Consider the following 23,114-nt stretch of genomic DNA (forward strand, 5'->3'; position numbering starts at 1 on the left):
GGGCAGGAACATGGTGACCATCGACACCACGCTGGACTGGCGGGAGATCGCCCGCGTCGCGGCCGGCGCGGCGCTGGCACTCTCCCCTTCGGCCTGGGAGCGGGTCGGCGCCGCACGCGGCATCGTCGAGGCGATCCTCGATCGTGGCATCCGCGCCTATGGCATCAACACCGGCGTCGGCGCTTTGTCCGACACCGTCGTCGATCGGGAATCGCAGCGCCGCTTCGCCCGCAATCTCCTGATGAGCCATGCCTGCGGCGTCGGCGCGCCTTTGCCGGCCGAAGAAGTGCGGGCGGTGATCGCCGTCCAGGTCAACAATTTCGCGCATGGGCGCTCGGGCGTGCGTCCCGTTACCGTCGACGCCATGCTGGGACTTCTCGCCCACGGCGTCGTGCCGGAAGTGCCGGGCCGCGGCTCGGTCGGCTATCTCACCCATATGGCGCATATCGGCCTCGTTCTCATCGGCGAAGGGTTCGCGCGGATCGGCGACGAGCGGATGACCGGCGCCGAGGCGCTGGCGCGGATCGGCCAGGCGCCTTTGGTGCTGGAGGCGAAGGAAGGCCTCAGCCTTGTCAACGGCAGCCCTTGCGCCACCGGGCTTGCGGCCCTCGCTCTGGCGCGGGCCGAGCGCGTTCTCGGCTGGGCCGATGCCATCGCCGCGCTGTCGCTGGAAGCGCTCGGCGGCCAGATGGCCGCCTTCGACGAGGACGTTCTCGCCGCCCGCGCCTCGCCCGGCCTCGTCGAGGTCGGCCAAAACCTCAGGGCGCGCCTTGCCGGCAGCGACCTGATCGCGCGGGCGCTCGGCGTACGCACACAGGATGCGCTCAGCCTGCGCGCCATCCCGCATGTCCACGGCGCCGCCCGCGACGTGCTCGCCGTCACCGCCGCGGTGGTCGACCGGGAGCTCGCGGCGGTGACCGACAACCCCATGGTTTCCGGCACGGCCGAGGCGCCGCGCGTGCACTCGGAAGCGCATGCGGTCGCGCCGGCCTTGGGACAGGCGCTGGATTCGCTCGGCGTCGCCGTGGCGCAGGTCGCGTCGATGGCCGAACGGCGTCTCGACCGGCTGATCAATCCGCTCGTCAATTCGGGAGCTTTTGGCCTGCCACCCTTCCTCGCGCTCGATCCCGGCTCGAATTCCGGCTTCATGATCGCGCAATACACGGCGCTCGGCCTCGTCTCCGAGAACCGCCGGCTGGCGGCGCCCGCCAGTCTCGACGGCGGCGTGACCTCCGGCCTGCAGGAGGATTTTCTGGCGCACGCCACGGCGGCCTCGACGAAATGCCTCGGGATCGCCGACAATGCCGCGATGATTCTCGGCATCGAATATCTCGCGGCGGGCGACGCCCATGACGCGCTGGCCGGCACGGCGTCCCGCGCTGCCGGAACGGAGACGGTCCATGCGCATCTTCGCGCCGCGATCGCCCGCTATGGCGACGACCGGCCGCTATCGGGGCTGATGGCCCGCGCCCACGGTCTGATCGTCGCCTCGGCGGCGCCCGATGCCGGGCCGCAGGAGGAGAGAGCACCATGAGCCAACAGCCGACCCCCACTCCCACCATTGCCAGCAGCACCGTCGACCTGTCCGCGCCGGCCGACACGCTCTGGACGAATGCGCGCCTCGCCACGCTCGATCCTGCTTTGCCGGATCTCGGCATCATCGAGGACGGCGTCGTCGCCGCCCGGGGCGGCCGCATCATTTTCGTCGGCGCACGCGCCGACCTACCGGCCGATCTCGCGGCGGAGAAGACCGTCGATCTCGGCGGCCGCTGGGTGACGCCGGGCCTGATCGACTGCCACACCCATCTCGTCCATGGCGGCGACCGGGCGCTGGAATTCGAGATGCGGCTGGAGGGCGCCAGCTATGAGGCGATCGCGGCGGCCGGCGGTGGCATCCTGTCGAGCGTGCGCGCCACCCGCGCCGCCAGCCGCGAGGACCTCGTCGCCTCGGCGCTGAAGCGGCTCGACGCGCTCCTCGCCGAGGGCGTGACGACGGTCGAGATCAAGTCCGGCTACGGCCTCGACGCCAGGGGCGAGCGCACCATGCTGGAAGCCGCGCGCGACCTCGGCACGCACCGGGCCGTCCGTGTCGCCACGACCTATCTCGGCGCGCACGCGCTGCCGCCGGAATATGCCGCCGACCGCGCCGGCTATCTCGATCTCGTCTGCGACACGGTGCTGCCGGCACTCGCCAAAGCCGGGCTCGTCGATGCGGTCGACGCCTTCTGCGAGGGCATCGCCTTCTCGACCGATGAAGTGGCGCGGGTCTTTGCCGCTGCCGAGGTGCTCGGCCTGCCCGTCAAACTGCATGCCGACCAGCTCTCCGATCTCGGTGGCGCCGGTCTTGCCGCCGAATTCGGCGCGCTCTCGGCCGATCATCTCGAATACACCAGCGACACCGGCGCCGCGGCGATGGCCGCCGCCGGCACCGTCGCGGTGATCCTGCCCGGCGCCTTCTACGTGCTGCGCGAGACGCAGAAGCCGCCGATCGATGCCTTCCGCCGCTTCGGCGTGAAGATGGCAGTGGCGACGGACTGCAATCCCGGCACGGCGCCGATCACCTCGCTGCTCACCACGATGAACATGGCCGCCACCTTCTTCCGCATGACGGTCGAGGAATGCCTCGCCGGCGTCACGCGCGAAGCCGCGCGGGCACTGGGAAGGCTCGCCGACATCGGCACGCTCGAAGCCGGCAAGTCCTGCGACCTCGCCATCTGGGACATCGAGCGTCCCGCCGAACTCGTCTACCGCATCGGCTACAACCCGCTGCACCAAAGGATCTTTCAAGGCCAATGACCGACCTCATCCTCACCCCCGGCGTGGTCAGCCTCGCTGACTGGCGCGCGGTCTATGTCGGCGCGTCCGTGCGCCTCGATCCCGCCTGCCGCGAGGGCGTCCTCGCCAGTGCCGCCACTGTCGAGGCGATCGTCGCCAAGGGCGAGCCCGTCTACGGAATCAACACCGGCTTCGGCAAGCTGGCGACCGTGCGCATTCCCGATTCCGACTTGGCGCAACTGCAGGAAAACATCGTCCTGTCGCATGCCGCCGGCGTCGGCGAACCGCTGGAAGTGCCCGTCGTCCGGCTGATCCTGGCGATGAAGCTGGCCAGCCTTGCCCGCGGCGCCTCGGGCGTGCGCTGGGAGACGCTGCAGGCGCTGCAGGCCTGTCTCGACCACCACCTCATCCCGGTCATTCCCGGCCAGGGCTCGGTCGGCGCCTCCGGCGATCTCGCGCCGCTCGCGCACATGGCCGCCGTGCTGATGGGCGTCGGCGAGGCGATGCTGAAGGGCGAGCGGATGCCCGCCGCCGAGGCACTGCGACGCGCCGGCCTGACGCCCGCCGCCTTCGGCCCAAAGGAGGGTCTCGCCCTCCTCAACGGCACGCAGGTCTCGACCGCTCTGGCGCTCGCCGGCCTGTTTGCAGCCGAGCGCGTGTTCCAGTCGGCGCTCGTCACCGGCGCGCTCGCGACCGACGCCGCGCGCGGCTCCGACGGACCCTTCGATCCGCGCATCCATGCGCTGCGCGGCCATCGCGGCCAGATCGAGGTGGCGGACGCCCTGCGCGGGCTGATGGCCGGCAGCCCGATCCGGCAGTCGCATCTCGTCGGCGACACGCGGGTGCAGGATCCCTATTGCCTGCGCTGCCAGCCGCAGGTGATGGGCGCCTGCCTCGACCTGTTGCGCCAGGCGGCGACGACGCTCGCCATCGAGGCGAACGGCGTGTCGGACAATCCGCTGGTCTTCGCCGAGACCGGCGAGGTGATTTCCGGCGGCAATTTCCACGCCGAGCCGGTGGCCTTTGCCGCCGACATGATCGCCATTGCCCTCTGCGAAATCGGCTCGATCACCGAGCGGCGCATCGCCATGCTCGTCGACCCGGTGCTCTCGGGCCTGCCGGCCTTCCTGACGGCAAAACCCGGTCTCAACTCCGGCTTCATGCTGCCGCAGGTCACGGCCGCGGCGCTCGTCTCAGAGAACAAGAGCCGGGCCTATCCGGCGAGCGTCGATTCCATTCCGACCTCTGCCAACCAGGAAGACCATGTCTCGATGGCGACGCACGGCGCGCGGCGGCTCGGGCCGATGGCGATGAACGTCGCCCATGTCGTCGGCATCGAGCTCCTGGCCGCGGCGCAGGGCTGCGACTTCCACGCGCCGCTCGTCTCCAGCCCCCTGTTGGAAGCGGCGCGCGCGGTGATCCGGGCGAAGGTGCCGATGCTCGGCGAAGACCGCTATTTCTCCCCCGACATGGAGCAGGCGACAGCGCTCATCGTCAGCGGCGCGCTCGCCGCCGCCGGCGGCGCGCTGCCCGGCGTCGTGGAGGGGGTGCTTTGAGCGATTTCGACGTCGCCGTCATCGGCCTCGGCGCCATGGGCAGCGCCGCGATCGCGCATCTGGCCGAGCGTGGGATCCGCGCCATCGGCTTCGAGGCGAAGTTTCCGGCGCATGGTCTCGGCTCCTCGCATGGCGACACCAGGCTGATCCGCCTCGGCTATTTCGAGGACCCGGCCTATGTGCCGCTGCTGCACCGCGCCTATGCCAACTGGCGGGCGCTGGAGGCGGCGAGCGGCGCCGAACTTCTGACCGTCTCGGGCATCCTGCAGATCGGCCGACCGGACAGCGGCATCGTCGCCGGCACGATCGCCTCCTGCGAGCTTCACGGCCTGCCGCACGAAGTGCTCGACGCCGCCGCCATGGCGCGGCGCTTTCCGGCGATGCGCCTCGAGCCGGACGAGGTGGCGGTGCTGGAGCCGCAGGGTGGGTTCCTCCGGCCCGAGGCGGCCGTGACCGCGCATTTGAAGGTCGCGGTTGGGGCAGGGGCCGTGCTGCGGCTCGGCGAAAAAGTCACGGCGATCGAGCCGGACGATGCGGGCGTCACCATCGAGACCGAGCATTCGCGGGTCCGGGCGCGCAAGGTGATCGTCGCCACCGGTCCCTGGATCGCCGACCTCGTGCCGGCGCTGGTGGGCATCGCGCAGCCGATCCGGCAGGTCGTCGCCTGGTATACGCCTGATGACGCCATCACGACGCTTGGGCCGATGCTGCCCTTCCTGCTCGACGAGGCCGAAGGCGGCTCCTTCTTCGGCGTGCCGGCGCTCGGACCGGACGGGCTGAAGGTCGGCAAGCACGCCCATTTCATGGAGCCGATCGACCCAGACCAGCCCAATCCGCAGGTCAACGACGCCGATCTCGCCATGCTCGACGATTTCGTCACGCGGCGTATCCCGGTGGCGACAGGGCACCGCCGGGCGGCGATCACCTGCCGCTACACCATGCTGCCGGGCGAGGATTTTCTCCTCGACCATCTGCCCGGCGAGCCGCGGATCGTCGTCGCCTCACCCTGTTCGGGCCACGGCTTCAAGTTCGCCAGCGTCGTCGGCGAGATTCTGGCCGATTTGGCGACGGAGGGCGGGACGGCCCTGCCGATCGGCGCATTTTCCTTTGCCGCCCTCGACGCCAAACGAGGCTGAGGCAGGGCAGGCCTTGCGCTGCTGCCACCGCCGAGGAATGGCGGCGCGCGACCCTGTGTCTCTTTCCGGCAACCGGTCGTACTGCAGGGCGGCCAGACGCAGGAGGCGGGGCTCAATCCATCGTGACGGCGGCCGCCTTGCCGGCGACCGCAAAGCTCGCCATCCTCCGCCGCAACGGGACGCGCGTCTTGTCCCCGGGCGAGCCCCGGCGACGCGAATGGCGACAGTCCCGACGCCATGGGAGGCATCATGACGGGTTTACGCATCGTCGCGCTGGCGCTCGTGCTGATGGGCGCGCCGGTCTCATTGACCTCCGCCCAGATGGCGGGGCTCGACATGGGCTCGCCCAAGATGACGCAGGCGACGATGACGCGGGCCGAGGTCGAGGCGCGGCTGTCACAGGCGACGCCGGACGGGCCGGCCGACTTCACGCTCGTCTCGCTGAACGGCCTCGACCTCTCCGGCCTCGACTTTTCCAAAGCCGTCATGCGCTCGGCCTATCTCAACGGTGCCGATCTCAGCGGTGCCCGGCTCGACGGGGCCGTGCTCGACCAGGCCTGGGCGCTGAAAGCCGACTTTTCCGGCGCCAGCCTCAAGGGTGCGAGCCTGTTCCAGGCGCAGATGATGGACACGAAGTTCGATGGGGCCGATCTGTCCGGCGCGCGGCTGACCGCCGACTTTTCCCGTGCCTCGATGCTGGGCGCCAATTTTGCCGGCGCGAACTTCTCCGCCGACATGCGCAACCAGTCGATGGGCATGATGCGCGGCGTGCTCAATTCCGCCAAGCTCCAGGGCGCCCGCTTCGACGGCGCCGACCTGTCGCGGGCGCAGGCAAAATTCGCCGATTTCCGCGGCGCCAGCCTCGTCGGCGGCAATCTGGCGAAGATGGAGGCGCAAGGCGCGAATTTCACCGGCGCCGACGTTTCCGGCGCCGATTTCGACGGGATGATGATCCAGTCTGCGGTGCTGGCCGACCTCAAGGGCGATCCGAAGAACCGCGACAAGGCGAAACTGCGCTGAACCCTTTCGCCGTCCGCAACGCTGAGCCCTTCAGGCGCGATGGGCCATCGTCACGGGATGCAGCGCTTCGCCGGTCTCCTCGAAGGCGGTGATGTTGGCCATGGTCGTCTCGGCGATGGCGGAAAGCGCCTCGGCGGTGAAGAAGCCCTGGTGGCCGGTGATCAGAACGTTCGGAAAGGTCTGGAGGCGCGCGAACACGTCGTCGCGGATCACATGATCGGACAGGTCCTCGAAGAAGAGGTCCGCTTCCTCCTCGTAGACGTCGAGGCCGAGATGGCCGATGGCGCCATCCTTCAGGCCGTCGACCACGGCCCTCGTGTCGACGATGCCGCCGCGGCTGGTGTTGATCAGCATGACGCCGCGCTTCATCGTGGCGATCGCCCCGGCATCGACGAGGTGATGCGTCTCGGGCGTCAGCGGACAGTGCAGGCTGACGATCTCGGCCGCCGCCAGGAGTTCGGCGAGCGGCACGTAGGTCGCGCCGAGGGCCGCTGTCTCGGGATTCGGAAACGGGTCGAAGGCCAGCACTCGGCAGCCGAAGCCCATCAGGATGCGGATGACGCCGACGCCGATCCGCCCGGTGCCGACGACGCCGACGGTGCGGCCGTGAAGGTTGAAGCCCATCAGGCCCTCGAGGGCGAAATTGCCTTCCCGCACCCGGGCGTAGGCCCGGTGGATGTTGCGGTTGAGCGCCAGGATCAGCGCCACCGTGTGCTCCGCCACCGCCTCGGGCGAATAGGCGGGCACGCGTGCGACGGCGATGCCGGCACCCTTTGCGGCAGCGAGGTCGACATTGTTGAACCCGGCCGAGCGCAGAGCGACGAGGCCGACGCCGAGACGCTGGAACTCGGCGAGAACCGCGGCGTCGACCGTGTCGTTCACGAAGGCGCAGACGGCCCCGGCGCCCTTGGCGAGAACGGCGGTGGCGGGAGAAAGGCGGGCCTCGAGATGGTGCAGCCGGTGGCGCGTCCCGGCTGCCGCGTCGAGAAAAGCGCGGTCGTAGGGTTTGGTGCTGAAGACGGTGACGTCCATCGGTGATCCCTCCGCATGGAGCAAGGCACGCGGCCCGTCGCGTCGGCCACTGCCGCACTGCACAATGACCAGCATGTTGCACGCTTGCCGCCCGCGGGGAAGCTTTGCGCGGCCGAAGGGCGGCGCCGGAGGAAGGATGAGGCGGGAGAAGAGTGGCCGGACGGTTGTCGAGCCAACTGCACGCAAAGAGTGCATTCTCGACATCTTATCACTGGGCGGTGAAGCCAGTGTGACAGCGCCTCTCCGGGGCCGCGGCGCTGGTCCACGCCCTTCCGCGGGACGTCGCGGCTCAGCGTATGCGCTGCCTCCACCTAGACGCAGACCGGGGCCGAGAAGACGAAAATCTCTTCAAGACAATAGGTTAGTGGATCGATTGGTTCGCGCTGGGCGCTCTTTATTCCACCGTCCCAGAAGAAGTCGCCTGACGGAAGCAATCTGGGGTCGAACGGGTGGCCGGCTGTCATCCAATGTTCATTGTACTTCAGCCTGACGATCTCCTAGTTCGGCGCCAGCCAGATCCCGTGCGGCGGGACGGCGCCTCTTTCAACCCTAGGAAGGTGTTCCATGCTGACGAAGACCCTTTGCGCGGTCAGCGCTCTCGCGCTTTCGGCCACACTCGCAACCGCCGCCCTGGCGGCCCCCGTGAAGATCGATTTCTGGTACGGCAACAGCGGCGACATCTCCAAGCGCGTGCAGGAGCAGTGCGACCGGTTCAACCAGAGCCAGGCCGACTACGAAGTCGTCTGCACCAGCCAGGGCTCCTACGACGCCTCGCTGCAGAACACGATCGCCGCCTTCCGCGCCGGCCAGCAGCCGGCCATCGCCCAGGTCTCCGATGCCGGCACGCTCGACATCATGCTCTCCGGCGCCTTCTACCCCGTCAACAAGCTGATGGCCGACAACGGCTACACGGTCGACTGGAACGACTATTTCTCCGGCATTTCGAGCTACTTCGCCACGTCGAAGGGCGAGATGTACTCGATGCCCTTCAACAACTCGACGGCTTTGCTCTACTGGAACAAGGACGCCTACGCCAAGATCGGCAAGGATCACGGCCCGGCGACCTGGGAAGAGGCTGCCGCCGATTTCAAGGCGCTGAAGGAAGCGGGCTACGAATGCCCGCTCGGCTTCAACATCTCGCGCGACGAAGTCTGGCAGTTCGAAGAGCAGTTCCTCGCCGTTCATGGCGAGCCGAACGCCACCAAGGGCAACGGTTTTGGCGGCCTCGACGCCGAGATGGCCTTCAACAAGGGCAAGTGGGTCCAGTTCGTCCGCGACTGGAAGTCCTGGTACGACGCCGGCTACGCCGTGCTGAAGTCGAAGGAAACCGGCCAGACCTTCGTCGACGCCTTCGCCGCCGGCGACTGCCAGACGATCCTGTCCTCCGTCGGCGACCACGGCGGCATCGGCCGCAGCGCCAAGGAAGGCCTGAACTGGGACGTCGCCATGCTGCCCGTCTACGAGGGCACCGAGCGCAAGAACTCGCTCGTCGGTGGCGCCTCGCTCTGGGTCATCGCCGGCAAGAAGGACGAGGAATACAAGGCCGCGGCCGCTTTCCTGAACTTCCTCGCCAAGCCTGAAGAGGCGCTCACCTGGTCGACCGTCACCGGCTACATCCCGGTCCGTCAGTCCGGCTTCGACTACCTCCAGTCGCAGAAGTTCTATGACAAGGCGCCGTACAAGGGCCGCGAGCTGGCGATCAAGAGCCTGACCGCGACGCCGCCGACCGAGGTCACCCGTGGCCAGCGTCTCGGTGGTCTCCTCCAGATCCGCCAGGAAATCTCCAACGGCCTGCAGGCGATCTTCATCAACAATGCCGACGTCCAGGCCTCGCTCGACGAAGCCGCGACGCGCAGCAACGCGATCCTGCGCCGCTTCGAGCAGACCTACGAAGGCAAGCAGCTGCCGTAAGCCGTCCCCGACGACATGACGCTCCGGAGCCTCGGCTCCGGAGCGAATTCACTGGCATCCGGCGGGACGAGACCATGGAAAAGCGGGCGACATTTTCGGCGACCGGCACCGGGCTGCTCTTCGCCCTGCCGATGATCCTTTTGATCTTCGTGTTCTTCTACTGGCCGACGGGGCAGGCGCTCTACTGGGCCTTCACCCTCGAACAGCCCTGGGGCGGCGGCAACACTTTTGTCGGCTTCCAGAATTTCCAGCAGCTTTTGAGCGACTCCGTCTACTGGAACTCGATCGGCAAGAGCATGGTGTTCAGCTTCGGCTCGACCATGCTGGCCATGGGCATTGCCCTCACGCTGGCTCTGATGGCCGACCGGGAACTGACGGGGCACCGGCTCTACAAGTCGGTGCTGATCTGGCCATACGCCATCGCCGCGCCGGCGCTCGGCCTTGCCTTCAGCTTCATCCTTGCGCCGCAGGCCGGCCTCCTGTCCTCGATCAACCAGATCTGGCCGGGCCTCTGGAATCCGGCGCTCGACGGCAAGGATGCCATGATCGCCATCATCGTCGCCTTCGCCTGGAAATACATCGGCTACAACTTCATCTTCATGATGGCCGCGCTGCAGGGCATTCCGCGCTCGCTGACGGAAGCCGCCGCCATGGACGGCTCGGGCCCCTTCCGGCGCATGCGCGACATCCAGCTGCCGCTGCTGACGCCGACCCTGTTCTTCCTGCTGGTGATCAACATCACCGAAAGTTTCCAGGATTCCTTCGGCATCGTCGACATCATGACCGGCGGCGGGCCGGCGCGGGCGACCGAGCTGATGGTCTACAAGATCTATTTCGACGGCTTCAAGGGCCTCGACTACTCCGGCGCCGCCGCCCAGAGCATCATCCTGATGATCCTCGTGATGGGCCTCACGGTCGTCCAGTTCCGCTTCATCGAGCGGCGCATCCACTACAAGTGAGGCCGAGATGATCGAACGCTCCCCCATCTTCGACATGGTCTGCCAGGTCATCCTGTTCGTAGGCCTGGTCATCGCGGTGACGCCCTTCTTGATCGTCCTGATCGCGGCGACGCACGACATCCGCGCGGTCAACCAGGTGCCGATGCCGATGATGCCCGGCACGCATTTTCTCGACAACATGGCCGTCGCCTGGGTCCGCGCCGACCTCGGCACGAAGCTCTTCAACAGCTTCGTCTTCGCCGCCACCGTCGCCTTCGGCAAGGTCGCGCTGGCCTCGATGGCGGCCTTCGCCATCGTCTATTTCCGCTTCCCCGGCCGCATGCTGATCTTCTGGGCGATCTTCGTCACGCTGATGCTGCCGCTCGAAGTGCGCATCGTGCCGACCTATGCGGTGGCGGCGAACGCGCTGCAGCCCTTCCAGGCGATCCTCGACATCACCGGCCTGACCTGGCTGATCGCGACCGTCTCCGGCATCACCGTCGACCTGCACTGGGGCCTGCTGAATTCCTACACTGGCCTTGCGCTGCCGCTGGTCGCCACCGCGACCGGCACCTTCCTCTACCGCCAGTTCTTCCTGACCCTGCCGGACGAGCTCGCCGAGGCGGCGAAGATGGACGGGGCGGGGCCGGTGCGCTTCTTCTTCCAGATCCTCCTGCCGCTGTCGAAGGCCAACATGGCGGCGCTGGCGACGATCATGTTCGTCTGGGCCTGGAACCAGTATCTCTGGCCGCTGCTCGTCACCACCGATCCGAGCTTCGGCACCGCCGCCACCGAGCTGAAGGAGCTGATCCCGGCCAAGGAGGGCGTGCCGGAATGGCAGATCGCCATGGCCGGAACGCTTCTGGTGATGCTGCCGCCGCTCGTCGTGATGATCGCCATGCAGCGCTTCTTCGTCCGCGGCCTCGTCGCCACCGACAAGTAGTCCGTCCGGCACGCCCCATTCGACCGACACAGGAGGCCCCATGGCCGATATCGCGATCCGCAACGTCAAGAAGGACTATGGCAAGACCGCCGTGGTCCACGGCGTCGACCTCGACATCAAGACCGGCGAATTCATCGTGATCCTCGGGCCGTCCGGCTGCGGCAAGTCCACGCTGCTGCGCATGGTTGCCGGCCTCGAAAGCATCACCGCTGGCGAGGTCGCCATGGACGGCGTGGTGGTCAACAAGCTCGAGCCGCGCGAGCGCGGCTGCGCCATGGTGTTCCAGAACTACGCGCTCTATCCGCATATGAGCGTAGCCGACAATATCGGCTACGCCCTGAAGGTTTCCGGCGTCCCGAAGGCGGAGCGGCGCGCGCGCATCCTCGCCGTCGCCACGACGGTGGGGCTCGAGGATTTTCTCGACCGCAAGCCGATGCAGCTCTCCGGCGGCCAGCGCCAGCGCGTCGCCATGGGCCGGGCGATGATCCGCGAGCCGAAGGTGTTCCTGTTCGACGAGCCCTTGTCCAATCTCGACGCCAAGCTGCGCGTGACCATGCGCGCCGAAATCCGCCGGCTGCACAAGCGCCTCGGTGCGACGTCGATCTTCGTCACCCATGACCAGGTCGAGGCGATGACGCTGGCCGACCGGCTGGTGGTGATGAATGCCGGCAAGGTCGAGCAGGTGGGCACGCCCGCCGAGGTCTATGGCCGACCGGCGAGCCGCTTCGTCGCCGGCTTCATCGGCGCCCCGCCGATGAACCTCGTCGATGGCCAGGTCGTCGACGCCGGCCGCTTCCAGATCGACGAGCACCGCTCGCTCTTTATCGGCGCAGGATCCGGAATGCCCGCCGCCGGCCGGAAGGTCGCGATCGGCATCCGGCCCGAGCACGCCCGGCTGGTGCCGCCGGAAACCCCGCACTGCCTCGTCGCGACCGTTGATTTCGTCGAAGAGCTCGGCGCCTCGCGCGTCGTCCATGCCGACCTCGGGGGGATCGCCTTCGCCGTCCTGTTCTCCGAGCCGACGCCGCTCGTCGCCGGCGACAGGGTGGGCGTCGAGCTGCCGAGCGAACATCTGCATTTCTTCGCCCGCGAGAGCGGTCGGCGCATCGATCGCCACGCGCCCTTCGTCGTCACCCCCCAGCTGCAGGAGGCCTGAATGGCCGTGATCACCCATGTCGGATTCAGCGTCACCGCCGGCGACGGCGATCTGACCCGCCTCGAAAATTCGCTGGCGCAGATCGCCGATCTCGGCGCCGATGTCGCCGAGCTGTCCCTGTTCGGGCACGACCTCATCGCCGGCGGGCGGGTGATCGAAAGCCGGGCGAAGGCGCTGGCCGAGATCTGCGCGAAATTTCCGCTGCGCTACACCGCGCACGGCCAGATCGTTTCGAACTTCATGGATCCGGTGAATCTCGACCGCCAGAAGGCGGTGGTGCGCGCCATGCTGGAGCTCTGCGAGCGGGTGGGGGCCGACGTGCTGGTCCAGCATTGCGGCCGCTCGACAATCGGAACCGCGCCCTATCGCGCTGCGGTCGACCGGATGGAGCGTGAGGCGCTGGCCGAGATGGCCGAGGTCGCCAGGGGACGCGGCGTCCGCATCGCCTTCGAGAACATTTTTGGCGTCGAGGTCGGGGAATACCGCCAGTCGCCGTCCGAGATCGCCGAGACCGTGCGCGCCGTCGGCCACCCGAACGTCGTCGGCCTGATCGACTTCGGCCATGCCTATATCGAGGGAACCCGGCTCGGCCTCGACTGGCGCGAAGAGGTGCGCTCGATGGCGCCTGTCACCGGGCATCTGCACCTGCACGACAATTTCGGCCTGCCCTACACGATGACCGAGTTCTTCCACCCGAGCGAATCCGTCGCGCTGGGGATCGGCGACCTGCATCTGCCGCTTGGCTGGGGCGCTCTTCCCTTCGAGGCGATCTTCGCCGAGATCGACATTCTGCCGGGGACCGCCATGATCATGGAGATCGGCGAGCGCTTCGCGACCGAGCGGGCCGAAAGCCTCGCCGTCGCCCGGCACCTGGCCGGAATCATCAACGATCGCGGCGCCCGCGCCGCCGCCTGAAAGAAACCGCCATGCCCCATCGCCAGCTGATCCGGCACGCCGTCGCCAAACTCGCCGTTCCCTCGCCCTCGGTGCTGTCCGAGGCCGGGATCGTCGACAACACAGTCGCCGAGCATCACCGGCTCGCCGCGCGGGTTTCCGCCTTCGGCGCCATCGAGCAGATGCCGGCGCCGGGGGGACTGGCACCTTCCGGCTTCCGCGCCGCCGCCTGGAATGCCGAGCGGCTGAAATTCCACGACGCTTCCGTCGCGATGCTCAATGGTGTCGATGCTGACGTGCTCTTCCTGACCGAGGCCGATCTCGGCATGGCCCGCTCCGGCAACCGCCACACGACGGCCGATCTCGCGGCGTCGCTCGGCATGGGCTATGCCTATGGCGTCGAGTTCCTGGAGCTCGGGCTCGGCGATACGCGCGAGGAGGCCGAGTGCGCCGGCCAGACGAACGCCGTCGGCTTCCACGGCAATGCCCTCCTGAGCCGCACGACGCTCGCCGATCCCTTCCTCGTCCGGCTCGACGACGGCGCTGTCTGGTTCCTCGACGCCGAAAAGGGGCAGCGGCGGCTCGGCTGGCGCATGGCGATCGGCGGCCGCGTCGAGACATCGGACGGCCCGGTCGTCGTCATCTCGGTGCATCTGGAGAGCAAGACCGATCCGGCCGACCGCGCCGCGCAGGTGAAGCGCCTGCTCGGCCATGTCGAGACGCTGGCGGCCGGCCTGCCGGTGGTCATCGGCGGCGACTTCAACACCAAGCCGCTGTTTTGCGACGATACCGCCTGGTTCGACGATCCCTCCGACCTGGAGCCGCTGTTCCAGCTGATGCGCGAGGCCGGCTTCGACTGGCGCGCCGCCAACCGGCCGGAAATCACCACGCGCACCCGGCCCGACGGTGAGCCAAAGCCGCCGCACAAGCGGCTCGACTGGCTGTTCGTGCGCGGCCTTGTCGCCTCGAATCCGGCCACGGTCGCGGCAGTCGACGCCGGGGGGCGCGCGATTTCGGACCATGACCTGGTGGTCGCCGACTTCGCCTTCGGAGGCTGAGGCGAGGGAACATGGGCCTTGCGGGAGTCGCGGAACCATGTCGCGCACCCGCTGGTTTCCCGGGCAAGGCCGAGGCATGGCGGGACCGCAGCGGCGCCCGGTGCCTCCCAGCCAAGGGATGCAGAAGATGTCACGCACTCCCCCACCCAATGACGGCATGACGCGCAAGGAACTCGATATCGGCGACAGCGACCTGTCGCTAGATCCCGGCGGCCTCCTCGACGATCCCGACGGCGAGGCGGAGGAGATCGAGGTCCTGCCGGAGGATCCCGCCGAGATGCTCGATCGCTGCCTCGATCCGAAACCCGATACCGGGGATATGCCTGGGGCGGATCTTCCAGATGTTACCCCGAAAGATCGGCCGTCCTAAAGCACCTGGAACCCGTGCGCGAACGGGTCGCGGTCGTCGATGAAGATCGTGTTGTAGCCGGTGGTGCGAGCCCAGCCGGCGATCGAGGGGACGAAGGCGGGCCTGCCGCCAACGATCGCCTCGGCTTCGACACGGCCCTTGAACAGCGAACCGATGATGCTTTCGTGGATGAAGTCGTCGCCGACGGCGAGCTTGCCCTTCGCGGCCCATTGCGCGATGCGGGCCGAGGTGCCGGTGCCGCAGGGCGAGCGGTCGATGGCCTTATCGCCGTAGAACACGGCATTGCGGGCCGTGGCGCCCGCGACGGTCGGGGCGCCGGTCCACAGGATATGGCTGAGGCCCTGAATCTCCGGCTTCTCCGGATGAACGAAGCTGTAGCGCTCGTTCAGCGCCCGGCGCAGCGGCCCCGACAGCTGGACGAGCTGGCCGGCGGAGAAATCCGCCATGTCGCGAAAATTGTCCTGGGCATCGACGATGGCGTAGAAATTGCCGCCATAGGCGACGTCGACCGTCAGGGACCCGAGGCCCGGGCAGTCGATCTCCAGAGCTTCGGAATGCAGGAAGGCCGGCACATTGGTCAGCCGGACCTCCTCGACGAACTGCCCCTCCTGCCGGTAGGTCGCCACCACGAGGCCGGCCGGCGTGTCGAGCCGGAGCACGCCCGGCTCCTTCGGCGTCACCAGCCCGTGTTCGAGCGCCATGGTGACGGTGCCGATGGTGCCGTGGCCGCACATCGGCAGGCAGCCGGAGGTCTCGATGAACAGGATGGCGACGTCGCAGTCCGGCCGCGTCGGCGGGTAGAGGATGGAGCCCGACATCATGTCGTGGCCGCGCGGCTCGAACATCAGTCCGGTGCGGATCCAGTCGAACTCGGCGAGAAAATGCGCCCGCTTCTCGATCATCGTGGCGCCGTTAAGGTTCGGGCCGCCGCCGGAGACGAGGCGGACCGGATTGCCGCAGGTGTGGCCGTCGATGCAGAAGAAGCTGTGCCGCGCCATGGTCTGGCCTTTCGCGATGATCAGGAGAACCGGCCGGGCCGGAAGGGTTCGAGCGGGATGGCGGGCATGCGCCGTTCCAGGAGGTCGGCGACGAGGCGTCCGGTGCCGGCCGACTGCGTCAGGCCGAGATGGCCGTGGCCGAAGGCGTAGGCGATGCGGGCGCTGACCTTCGAACGGCCGATCACCGGCAGCGAATCCGGCATGGAGGGACGAAAGCCCATCCATTCCTGGCCGCCCGTGGTGTCGAGGCCGGGCAGGAAGGCCTTGGCCTTGTCCAGCATCGCCTTGGAGCGCTTGAAGTTCGGCGGCAGGTCGAGCCCGCCGAGCTCGACCGCGCCGCCGACGCGGATGCCGGTGGACAGCGCCGAAACGACGAAGCCGTGGCCGCCGAAGACGATCTGCCGCTTCAGGTCGAAGGCGCCGGGCGGCAAAGTGGTGTTGTAGCCGCGCTCGGTTTCCAGCGGCACGTCGTCGCCGAGCTTTTCGGCCAGCGGTTTCGACCAGGCGCCGGCGGCGATGATCGCCTGCTTGGCATGAAGCGTCGTGCCGTCGGCAAAACGCACGACGACGGTCTCGCCTTCCGGCTCGACGGTCTCGACCAGGCCGCGCTGAAAAGTGGCGCCGCGCTCCGCCACCCGGGCGTAGAGCGCGAGGGCGAAATCCCGGGGGTCGCTAACGTTCTGCCATTCCGGCACGAAGGTGCCGTGCGTGAAGCGCGGCGATAGTCCCTTCTGCAGCGCGTCGATGCCGTCGCGCTCGACATGCCGGAAGACGATGCCCTCGCGCTGCCGGGCCTGCCAGCCGGGCAGGGAGGCCTGCCATTGCGCCGCCCCCTCGTAGACTTCCAGGCAGCCGTCGGAGCGGACCATGTGTGCGAGGCCCGCGCTGTCGACCAGCTGCGTCATCTCGTTGCGCGAGATCCGCATCAGCGCCACCTGCGCGCGGGTCGACGCCGCGTAGGCCGCAGGCCGGCTCGCCTCCCAGAAGCGTCTCAGCCAGGGCGCGATCTTCAGCGCATAGGCGGGCGGGATGGAGAGCGGCCCGAGCGGGTCGAGCAGCCAGAAGGGCGCCTTGCGCATGATGCCGGGAGAGGCGAGCGGCAGCACGTCGGTGAAGGCAAGCGCACCGGCATTGCCGGCGCTCGTCGCCTCCGCCGGCCCGGCCCTGTCGACGAGCACGACCGACTTCTTCTCGTCCTGGAGAAAATAGGCGGCGGTGATGCCGATGATGCCGGCGCCGATCACGGCGACGTCGACGGGGTTGTCCTTTGTGCCGCTCACCGTCGCCCGCCCTCCTGCGAGGGCGCATCGGGCAGGCCTCCCGGCACCCGTGACGGATCGGCGATGTCGAGGCGAAGGCGCGCCTCCACCGACTGCGCGCAAGCCCCTATCCGCAAGGGTGTGGCGCCCTCGTCGACGGGGGAGACGGGGGACATTTTGTTCGTCTGTCGGCTCATCTTCGCTGGTTACACCACGCTTTTGAAAATACAAAGAGCCGACGGAGCCGGGCGCTGGCCGACGCTGTTGCGAGCGCTTCTTTCGGCACGGCGGCAATGTCTTTTGCCGCGACCACGATGAGGCGAGCCGGCCGGCCAGCGACAGGCTATCAATCCGTCTGACACGGGAGGCCCGGGTCCACACCGCGATTTCGGTGCGACGCGTGTCCTCCGCCATGACGAAGAACGGCATGAACGGGCAGCAGGGCGTGCCACGATGCCATCCATCGAGGCATTCGAGCAGTGAATCATCCCACTTCTTCCGACCCTCAGTGGCCGATCGGCGGCGGCGAGACCGGGGTCCTGGTCCGGGCCTTCGACTGGTCGACAACGTCGCTCGGGCCGATCGAGGCCTGGCCGGCGCACCTGCGCATGAGCGTCGACATGATCGTCAACTCGCCGGTGCCCAAGGTGCTGATGTGGGGCCCAGATCACGTGATGATCTACAACGACGGCTATATCGCGATTGCCGGCGGCAATCATCCCAGGGCGCTCGGCGCTACAGTCCCGGCGATCTGGCCGGAGATCTGGGACTGGAACGCGCGCATTCTGGAGGCGGGGTTCCGCGGCGAGATCCACGCTTTTCGCGACCAGACGATGGTGCTCCATCGCCACCACACGCCCGAGGAAGTCACCTTCGACCTCTTCTACACCCCGATGCATGCGGACGACGGCAGCGTCGGCGGGGTTCTGTGCACCGTCATCGAGAACACCGAGAAGGTGCGAGCGCAGCGCGAACTCCTGCGCCGGACCGAAGAGCTGCGGACGGTGACGGACGCGCTGCCGGTGCTGATCTCCTTCATCGACCGTGATCACGTCTATCGATTCGCCAACCGCTTCTACGAGGACTGGTTCGGCCTCGATCTCGGTGAGGTCATCGGCCGGCACGCCAGCGAGGTGGTCGGTGCCGAAGCCTATGCGACGCGCCGGCCGCTGATGGACCGTGCCCTCGCGGGCGAGATCATCGCCTCGGACGGCTGGATGCCCCATCGGGACGGCAGCCGGCGGGCGGCCGAGATCCGCTATATTCCGCGGCGGGACGCGCAAGGGGCGGTCGATGGCTTTCACGTCCTCGTCTTCGACGTCGAGGAGCGCAAGCGCAGCGAGGAAGCCTTGCGCCGACAGGCGTCCGAACTGGAACGGCAGGTGCGGCACCGGCTTCGCGCCGAGGAGCAGCTGAAGGCCCTCAATGAGAGCCTGGAGAACCGTGTCCTGACGGTGCTGGCCGAGCGGCAGCAGGCGGAAAGGGCGCTGGCGCAATCGCAGAAGCTCGAGACCATCGGCAAGCTGACCGGCGGCGTGGCGCACGACTTCAACAATCTGCTGCAGGTCGTCTCCGGCAATCTGCAGCTGCTCGCCAAGGATGTCGCTGGCAAGCCGCGGGCCGAACAGCGGGTCGAGAACGCTCTGGCCGGCGTCTCGCGCGGCGCCAGGCTCGCCAGCCAGCTGCTCTCCTTCGGACGTCGCCAGGCCCTGGAGCCCAAGGTCGTCAACGTCACGCGCTTCGTCCGCGCGATGGACGACATGCTGCGCCGGGCGATCGGCGAGGCGATCGAGATCGAGACGGTCGTGGGCGGTGGGCTGTGGAACACCTTCATCGATCCGACCCAGATCGAGAACGCGCTTCTCAACCTCGCCATCAACGCCCGCGACGCCATGGGCGGCCAGGGCCGGCTGACCATCGAACTCGGCAATGTCAGTCTCGACGACGCCTATGCGCGCCTTCACCCCGATGTCACCGCAGGCCAGTATGTCATGCTGGCGGTGAGCGACACAGGCTCCGGCATCCCGCCGGAAATCCTCGACAAGGTTTTCGAGCCGTTCTTTTCGACCAAGCCCGAGGGCCGGGGCTCAGGGCTCGGCCTGTCCATGGTCTACGGCTTCGTGAAGCAGTCCGGCGGGCATGTGAAGATCTATTCGGAACCGGGCCACGGCACGACGGTCCGCCTCTATCTGCCGCGCTCGGCGGAGGCCGAGGACTCCGAGGTCAAGCTCTCCTTCGCGCCGGTGGCGGGCGGTAGCGAGACCATCCTGGTGGTCGAGGACGACGAAGGGGTGCGCGACATCGTCGTCGAAATGCTCGCCGATCTCGGCTACCGCGTGCTCAAGGCCGTCGATGCGCAGTCGGGCCTAGCGGTGGTGGAGAGCGGCGTGCCGATCGACCTCCTGTTCACCGACGTGGTCATGCCGGGTACCCTGAAAAGTCCCGAATTGGCGCGCAAGGCGCGGGCGAGGCTGCCGAACATTGCGGTCCTGTTCACCTCGGGCTACACCGAAAACTCGATCGTTCATGGCGGACGGCTTGATCCGGGGGTCGAACTCCTGTCCAAGCCGTACAGCCGAGAAACGCTGGCCCGCAAGGTTCGCGACGTTCTGTCGAACGCCGCACCGCCGGGCCGCCCATCCTTGCCCCTGGGGACGCTTGCATCCCCATCGCCAGACGAAGAGGCCAGCCCCATGTCGCCGCACTCCCTGACGGTGCTGCTTGTCGAGGACGAAGCGCTGATCCGCATGCATTGCGCCGACATGCTCGGGGATGCCGGCCATGTCGTCATCGAGGCTGGCAGCGCGGAGCAGGCGCTCGGACTCTTGCCAACAGGGTCGATCGACGTGCTGTTGACCGACGTCAACCTGCCCGGCATGTCCGGCCCGGAGCTGGCGCAGGAGGCCCGGCGGCTGAGGCCGGGGATCGGCGTCGTCTTTGCGACGGGCGATTCGCACGTGGAGGGTGCAGGCGACGCGGTGATCCTGCCCAAGCCCTACGACATGGACGCGCTGGAAGCCGCCGTGCGCAAAGCCGGTGCCGCGTCGCTCGGCCGCGCGCCGGCCTGAAGACGGGGCCGTCCTGCGTGACGGCCCTCTTCACGGCCCCTGGCGGGCAGGCTCGCCGCACCATGCCACGCTGTCCGGCAAAGATCCGGCCGGCACAGTTTCGCGCCTGCCTAAATCTTTCACCTCTGGCATCGCGGATCGGGTAATATCGGCCACGCTATGGGAGTGTGCGATGTCGCGTTATTTTCTTCATATCCGCGACGGTGACCGGTTCATCGAGGATTTTGAGGGGCAGGATTATTCAAGCCTGGACGCGGCAAGGGACGACGCGGTCGTGTCGGCGCGCCAGATGATGGCGGAAAAGGTGAGGCAGGGCGAGGCCCTCGACGGCCAGGTCATCGAGATCTGGAATGAGGCGGGCTCGTGTGTCGCCACCGTGGTGTTCCGAGACCAGCTGGTGGCGCACAAACCCTCGTCCTAAAGCGGAATGGCTTTCTTCGACTAGCCGGCCCGCTTTAGCCTTTTGTCGCCGCGCGATCTTCCGAGGGAGGGCCTCCTTCGGGATCGTGCTCTTGGGTCTGCCGAAGAATGACTGGGCGGCCGCTTGGATGACGCGTTTCTGCTGTTCCGGGACTTGGGACTGCGCTGCATTCCCCCGTCGTCTGCTCAGACACCTGGTTGCGCGCGTCTCTACCGCAGGCGCATCAGCTTCGACCCGATGATCCCATCGATCGTGCCGAGCGCGCCGATCACGGAGTCCCTGCCGGCCGGGGGCATCTTGCCCGCCAGTTCGCCATCGATCATGTCCCAGAGCTGCCGGACCCGCGTCTTGGCCTCATTGCCCTTTTCCGTCAGCCGCACCAGCGTGAGCCGGGCATCGCGTGCGGTGGGGACGCGGTCGACCAGGCCCTTGGCACACAGCCGGTCGAGCATTTTCGAGACGGTCGACGGCCGCACGAACAGCTTTTCCGAGAGGGCCGAAACGGACAGCGGTTCGCCCATGTCGAGCGCAATCAACAATTCGTCCTGGCCCTGATGCAGGCCCAGTTCCGTCAGCCGGATGCCCATCAGCGCGCGCGTCGTCTTCGAAAGCGACAGCAAAGTCGGCACCAGGGGATTGGCCAAACCGTCCGGGACCAGCTGTTCCGACGGCAGCGCCGAGATCTTTTGGGATTTCAAAGTCATCAGGATATCCTCGACCGCTCGCCAATTGCTGGGGTATCGGTATAGTCAATTGGCTGGCAAACGGTTGCTGTACGCAACCGTACAAATTTGTCTTGAGACAACGTCGGACTGTCAAGCTCAGTGGGTCGTCACTATCGCCCGCGGCGCAGAGCCGGCGGGCCTTGGCGTAACCTGTCGACACTCGAATTGTTCCCGCGAGCCGAACGCCTGGCGGGTCATGCAATTCCGCCAGCGGCGAGGTTGCTGCCGCGGCCTGGCTGGCGAGGCATTGCCAGCCTGCGGCGATGCGCCGAGCGCGCCAGGGCGGGCGTGGCGACGGCGGAACAGTCGGCGCACTGGTGCTCTAAGGCCGGAATGGGGGCCGAGGGCGGGGCGTCAGGCCTCCTCGTCTTCGGCAATGCCGAAGCGATGGAGCTTCAGATAGAGGGCCTGGCGGCTGAGGCCGAGGACCCGGGCCGCCGAGGCGCGGTTGTTGCCGGTCAGCTTCAGCGCCGCCTCGATGCACATGCGCTCGATCACGTCGGTCGTATCGCGCACCATGTCCTTCATCGGCACGCGGCCGATCATCTCGATCAGGCTTTCCGCCGTGCGGGTGAGGTCGCTGTTGCCGCGGCCGAGGCGACCCTCCTCGGGACTGCGCGTGCGCATGACGAAGGCGAATCCCGGCTGCGGGCCGTCGGCGCGCCACACCGCCGAGAGTTCGACTTCCGTCGACTGGCCGTGAGCCCCTTTCACCCGTCCAGGAAACAGGGGGATGCGCCCGTTGCGGCGGATCTTCGCAAACAAAACGTCCTGCTCGATGCCGCTCCATTGGAGGAAGTCCTCCACGCCCCTGCCGCTGGCGTGATCCGCCAGGGACAGGCCCGCCAGCACCAGGAAGGATTCGTTCGCCCAGACCACCTTGCCGGCCTCGTCCACCAGCAGCACCGCCTCGGCCGCGTGGCGGACGAGATCGCCGAGATGGGCATCGGGCGCTGCGCTGCCGCTCTCCTCCGCCGTCGCCAGGCTCAACTGCACGAGCTTCAGCTCGCCCGCCCGGAACAGCTGCGCCGTCAGCGTCAGCAAGAGCCCGTGACGGGAGGCGATCGTGAGCGACACCGGCGTCCCCGAGGCCAGGGCATGCGCCAGCAGCGCCTGGATATCGGCCTGCCGAGACTTGTCGAACAGCGCCGGGAGCTTCTTGCCGGCGATATCGGGCGAGGCGAGGCCGAGCAGTGAGGCGGCGCGGGGATTGGCCTCGCGCACCCGGCCCTTGTCGACATCCACGATCAGGAGCGCTTCCGACGCCGTCTCGAACAACTGCCGGTAGTGGGCTTCCGCCTGCCGCTGGCGCTGGCTGTTTTCTTCCAGCGACTGGCGGTTCGCCAGGAGCCGGGCCTGCAGCTCCGCGACGGGCCTGAGGTCGCGCCCCACCATGACGACCTGGCCGTCGGCGCCGATCTTCATGGCCGAATACTGCATCGCCAGGTCCCGGCCCTTGCCGAGGGGATGATTGAGGTCGAAGCGCCGGGCAGGCTTTCCTTCCCGCGCCGAGACAAGCATTGTCTGCAGGGCGGCGTGGTTGTCATGGCGCACGACGGCGCCGATCGTCTGTCCGCGCCAGCCCGCGATGGCGGAGGCCTGCAGATCGCGCATGTTCAGCGACAGATCGTCGATGACGTCGTCGCTGCCGACGACGAGGGCGAGATCGGCGGAGGCCGAGACCAGATGGGCCAGCGTTCGCGCGTCGATCGCAGGCAGCTGCAGATCGGGGAGAGGGGGACTGGAGGCCATGAGGGAGGAGCCTGGCGGTTCGAAGGGGCTGGGAAGGCGACGCGGAAGCGATGCCGTGCGGGCTGGAATGAAGCGAATGCCGGTCGGGGCGCTTGTCTCTTG

General features: G+C 67.8%; 19 protein-coding genes. 14 read left to right on the forward strand and 5 right to left on the reverse strand.

The genetic code is table 11. The features are described from left to right. Window positions 1–10: 10 nt before the first annotated feature. The 5 genes from IEX88_RS09830 (at window position 11) to IEX88_RS09850 (ending at window position 6,487) form a co-directional block, all read left to right on the forward strand. On the forward strand, window positions 11–1,534 hold the full coding sequence (locus IEX88_RS09830) for an HAL/PAL/TAL family ammonia-lyase (protein WP_188850438.1): 1,524 nt from the start codon (window positions 11–13) through the stop codon (window positions 1,532–1,534). Beyond that, window positions 1,531–2,796: an imidazolonepropionase gene (hutI, locus tag IEX88_RS09835; protein WP_373289568.1), complete on the forward strand. Its 1,266-nt coding sequence runs from the start codon at window positions 1,531–1,533 to the stop codon at window positions 2,794–2,796. The genes IEX88_RS09830 and hutI overlap by 4 nt, the downstream gene beginning before the upstream one ends. Then, window positions 2,793–4,331: a histidine ammonia-lyase gene (gene hutH / locus IEX88_RS09840; RefSeq protein ID WP_188850439.1), complete on the forward strand. Its 1,539-nt coding sequence runs from the start codon at window positions 2,793–2,795 to the stop codon at window positions 4,329–4,331. The genes hutI and hutH overlap by 4 nt, the downstream gene beginning before the upstream one ends. Further along, window positions 4,328–5,467, forward strand: a complete 1,140-nt coding sequence (solA, locus tag IEX88_RS09845) for an N-methyl-L-tryptophan oxidase (RefSeq protein ID WP_274604596.1) — start codon at window positions 4,328–4,330, stop codon at window positions 5,465–5,467. Before hutH ends, solA begins: the two co-directional genes overlap by 4 nt. Window positions 5,468–5,716: 249 nt before the next feature. Next, window positions 5,717–6,487, forward strand: a complete 771-nt coding sequence (locus tag IEX88_RS09850) for a pentapeptide repeat-containing protein (protein ID WP_188850440.1) — start codon at window positions 5,717–5,719, stop codon at window positions 6,485–6,487. 30 nt (window positions 6,488–6,517) lie between these two features. Here the strand turns inward: IEX88_RS09850 and IEX88_RS09855 are convergent, their stop codons facing one another. After that, entirely contained in the window at window positions 6,518–7,519 is a 1,002-nt protein-coding gene (locus IEX88_RS09855) for a 2-hydroxyacid dehydrogenase (protein ID WP_188850441.1), read from the reverse strand. 564 nt (window positions 7,520–8,083) lie between these two features. Between IEX88_RS09855 and IEX88_RS09860 the strand changes: the two genes are divergently transcribed. From IEX88_RS09860 to IEX88_RS09890, 7 genes are all read left to right on the forward strand, one after another. After that, window positions 8,084–9,430: an extracellular solute-binding protein gene (locus tag IEX88_RS09860; RefSeq protein WP_188850442.1), complete on the forward strand. Its 1,347-nt coding sequence runs from the start codon at window positions 8,084–8,086 to the stop codon at window positions 9,428–9,430. A gap of 74 nt (window positions 9,431–9,504) precedes the next feature. After that, window positions 9,505–10,389 (forward strand): ABC transporter permease subunit, encoded by an 885-nt coding sequence (locus tag IEX88_RS09865; protein WP_188850443.1) that lies wholly within the window; start codon window positions 9,505–9,507, stop codon window positions 10,387–10,389. 7 nt (window positions 10,390–10,396) lie between these two features. Continuing rightward, entirely contained in the window at window positions 10,397–11,311 is a 915-nt protein-coding gene (locus tag IEX88_RS09870) for an ABC transporter permease subunit (protein ID WP_188850444.1), read from the forward strand. 40 nt (window positions 11,312–11,351) lie between these two features. Next, on the forward strand, window positions 11,352–12,467 hold the full coding sequence (gene ugpC, locus IEX88_RS09875; protein WP_188850445.1) for a sn-glycerol-3-phosphate ABC transporter ATP-binding protein UgpC: 1,116 nt from the start codon (window positions 11,352–11,354) through the stop codon (window positions 12,465–12,467). Next, window positions 12,468–13,382, forward strand: coding sequence for a sugar phosphate isomerase/epimerase family protein (locus IEX88_RS09880; protein WP_188850446.1), 915 nt, complete (start codon window positions 12,468–12,470; stop codon window positions 13,380–13,382). 11 nt (window positions 13,383–13,393) lie between these two features. Then, on the forward strand, window positions 13,394–14,419 hold the full coding sequence (locus tag IEX88_RS09885) for an endonuclease/exonuclease/phosphatase family protein (protein WP_188850447.1): 1,026 nt from the start codon (window positions 13,394–13,396) through the stop codon (window positions 14,417–14,419). A 127-nt stretch (window positions 14,420–14,546) separates the two neighbouring features. Continuing rightward, complete coding sequence (locus IEX88_RS09890) at window positions 14,547–14,789, forward strand: hypothetical protein (RefSeq protein ID WP_188850448.1); 243 nt, start codon at window positions 14,547–14,549, stop codon at window positions 14,787–14,789. Here IEX88_RS09890 and IEX88_RS09895 read toward each other — a convergent pair. Then, complete coding sequence (locus IEX88_RS09895) at window positions 14,786–15,787, reverse strand: 4-hydroxyproline epimerase (protein WP_188850449.1); 1,002 nt, start codon at window positions 15,785–15,787, stop codon at window positions 14,786–14,788. The two genes, IEX88_RS09890 and IEX88_RS09895, sit on opposite strands and share 4 nt — an antisense overlap. 20 nt (window positions 15,788–15,807) lie before the next feature. Further along, window positions 15,808–17,067, reverse strand: coding sequence for an FAD-dependent oxidoreductase (locus IEX88_RS09900; protein WP_244640019.1), 1,260 nt, complete (start codon window positions 17,065–17,067; stop codon window positions 15,808–15,810). 458 nt (window positions 17,068–17,525) lie between these two features. Between IEX88_RS09900 and IEX88_RS09905 the strand changes: the two genes are divergently transcribed. Both IEX88_RS09905 and IEX88_RS09910 read left to right on the forward strand, forming a co-directional pair. Further along, window positions 17,526–20,114: a response regulator gene (locus IEX88_RS09905; RefSeq protein ID WP_244640021.1), complete on the forward strand. Its 2,589-nt coding sequence runs from the start codon at window positions 17,526–17,528 to the stop codon at window positions 20,112–20,114. 172 nt (window positions 20,115–20,286) lie between these two features. After that, window positions 20,287–20,535, forward strand: coding sequence for a DUF6894 family protein (locus IEX88_RS09910; protein ID WP_188850450.1), 249 nt, complete (start codon window positions 20,287–20,289; stop codon window positions 20,533–20,535). Window positions 20,536–20,744: 209 nt separating this feature from the next. On the opposite strand, the gene IEX88_RS09915 is transcribed toward IEX88_RS09910, so the two are convergent. Beyond that, the gene (locus tag IEX88_RS09915; RefSeq protein WP_188850451.1) at window positions 20,745–21,239 is read right to left on the reverse strand and encodes a MarR family winged helix-turn-helix transcriptional regulator; all 495 of its coding nucleotides are present in this window, start codon (window positions 21,237–21,239) and stop codon (window positions 20,745–20,747) included. 375 nt (window positions 21,240–21,614) lie between these two features. After that, window positions 21,615–23,012 carry a transcriptional regulator PpsR gene (gene ppsR / locus IEX88_RS09920; RefSeq protein WP_188850452.1) on the reverse strand — a complete coding sequence of 466 codons (1,398 nt, stop codon included), beginning with the start codon at window positions 23,010–23,012 and terminating at the stop codon, window positions 21,615–21,617. Window positions 23,013–23,114 lie beyond the last annotated feature (102 nt).

This window comes from Aureimonas glaciei, assembly GCF_014643375.1.
Lineage (GTDB): Bacteria > Pseudomonadota > Alphaproteobacteria > Rhizobiales > Rhizobiaceae > Plantimonas > Plantimonas glaciei.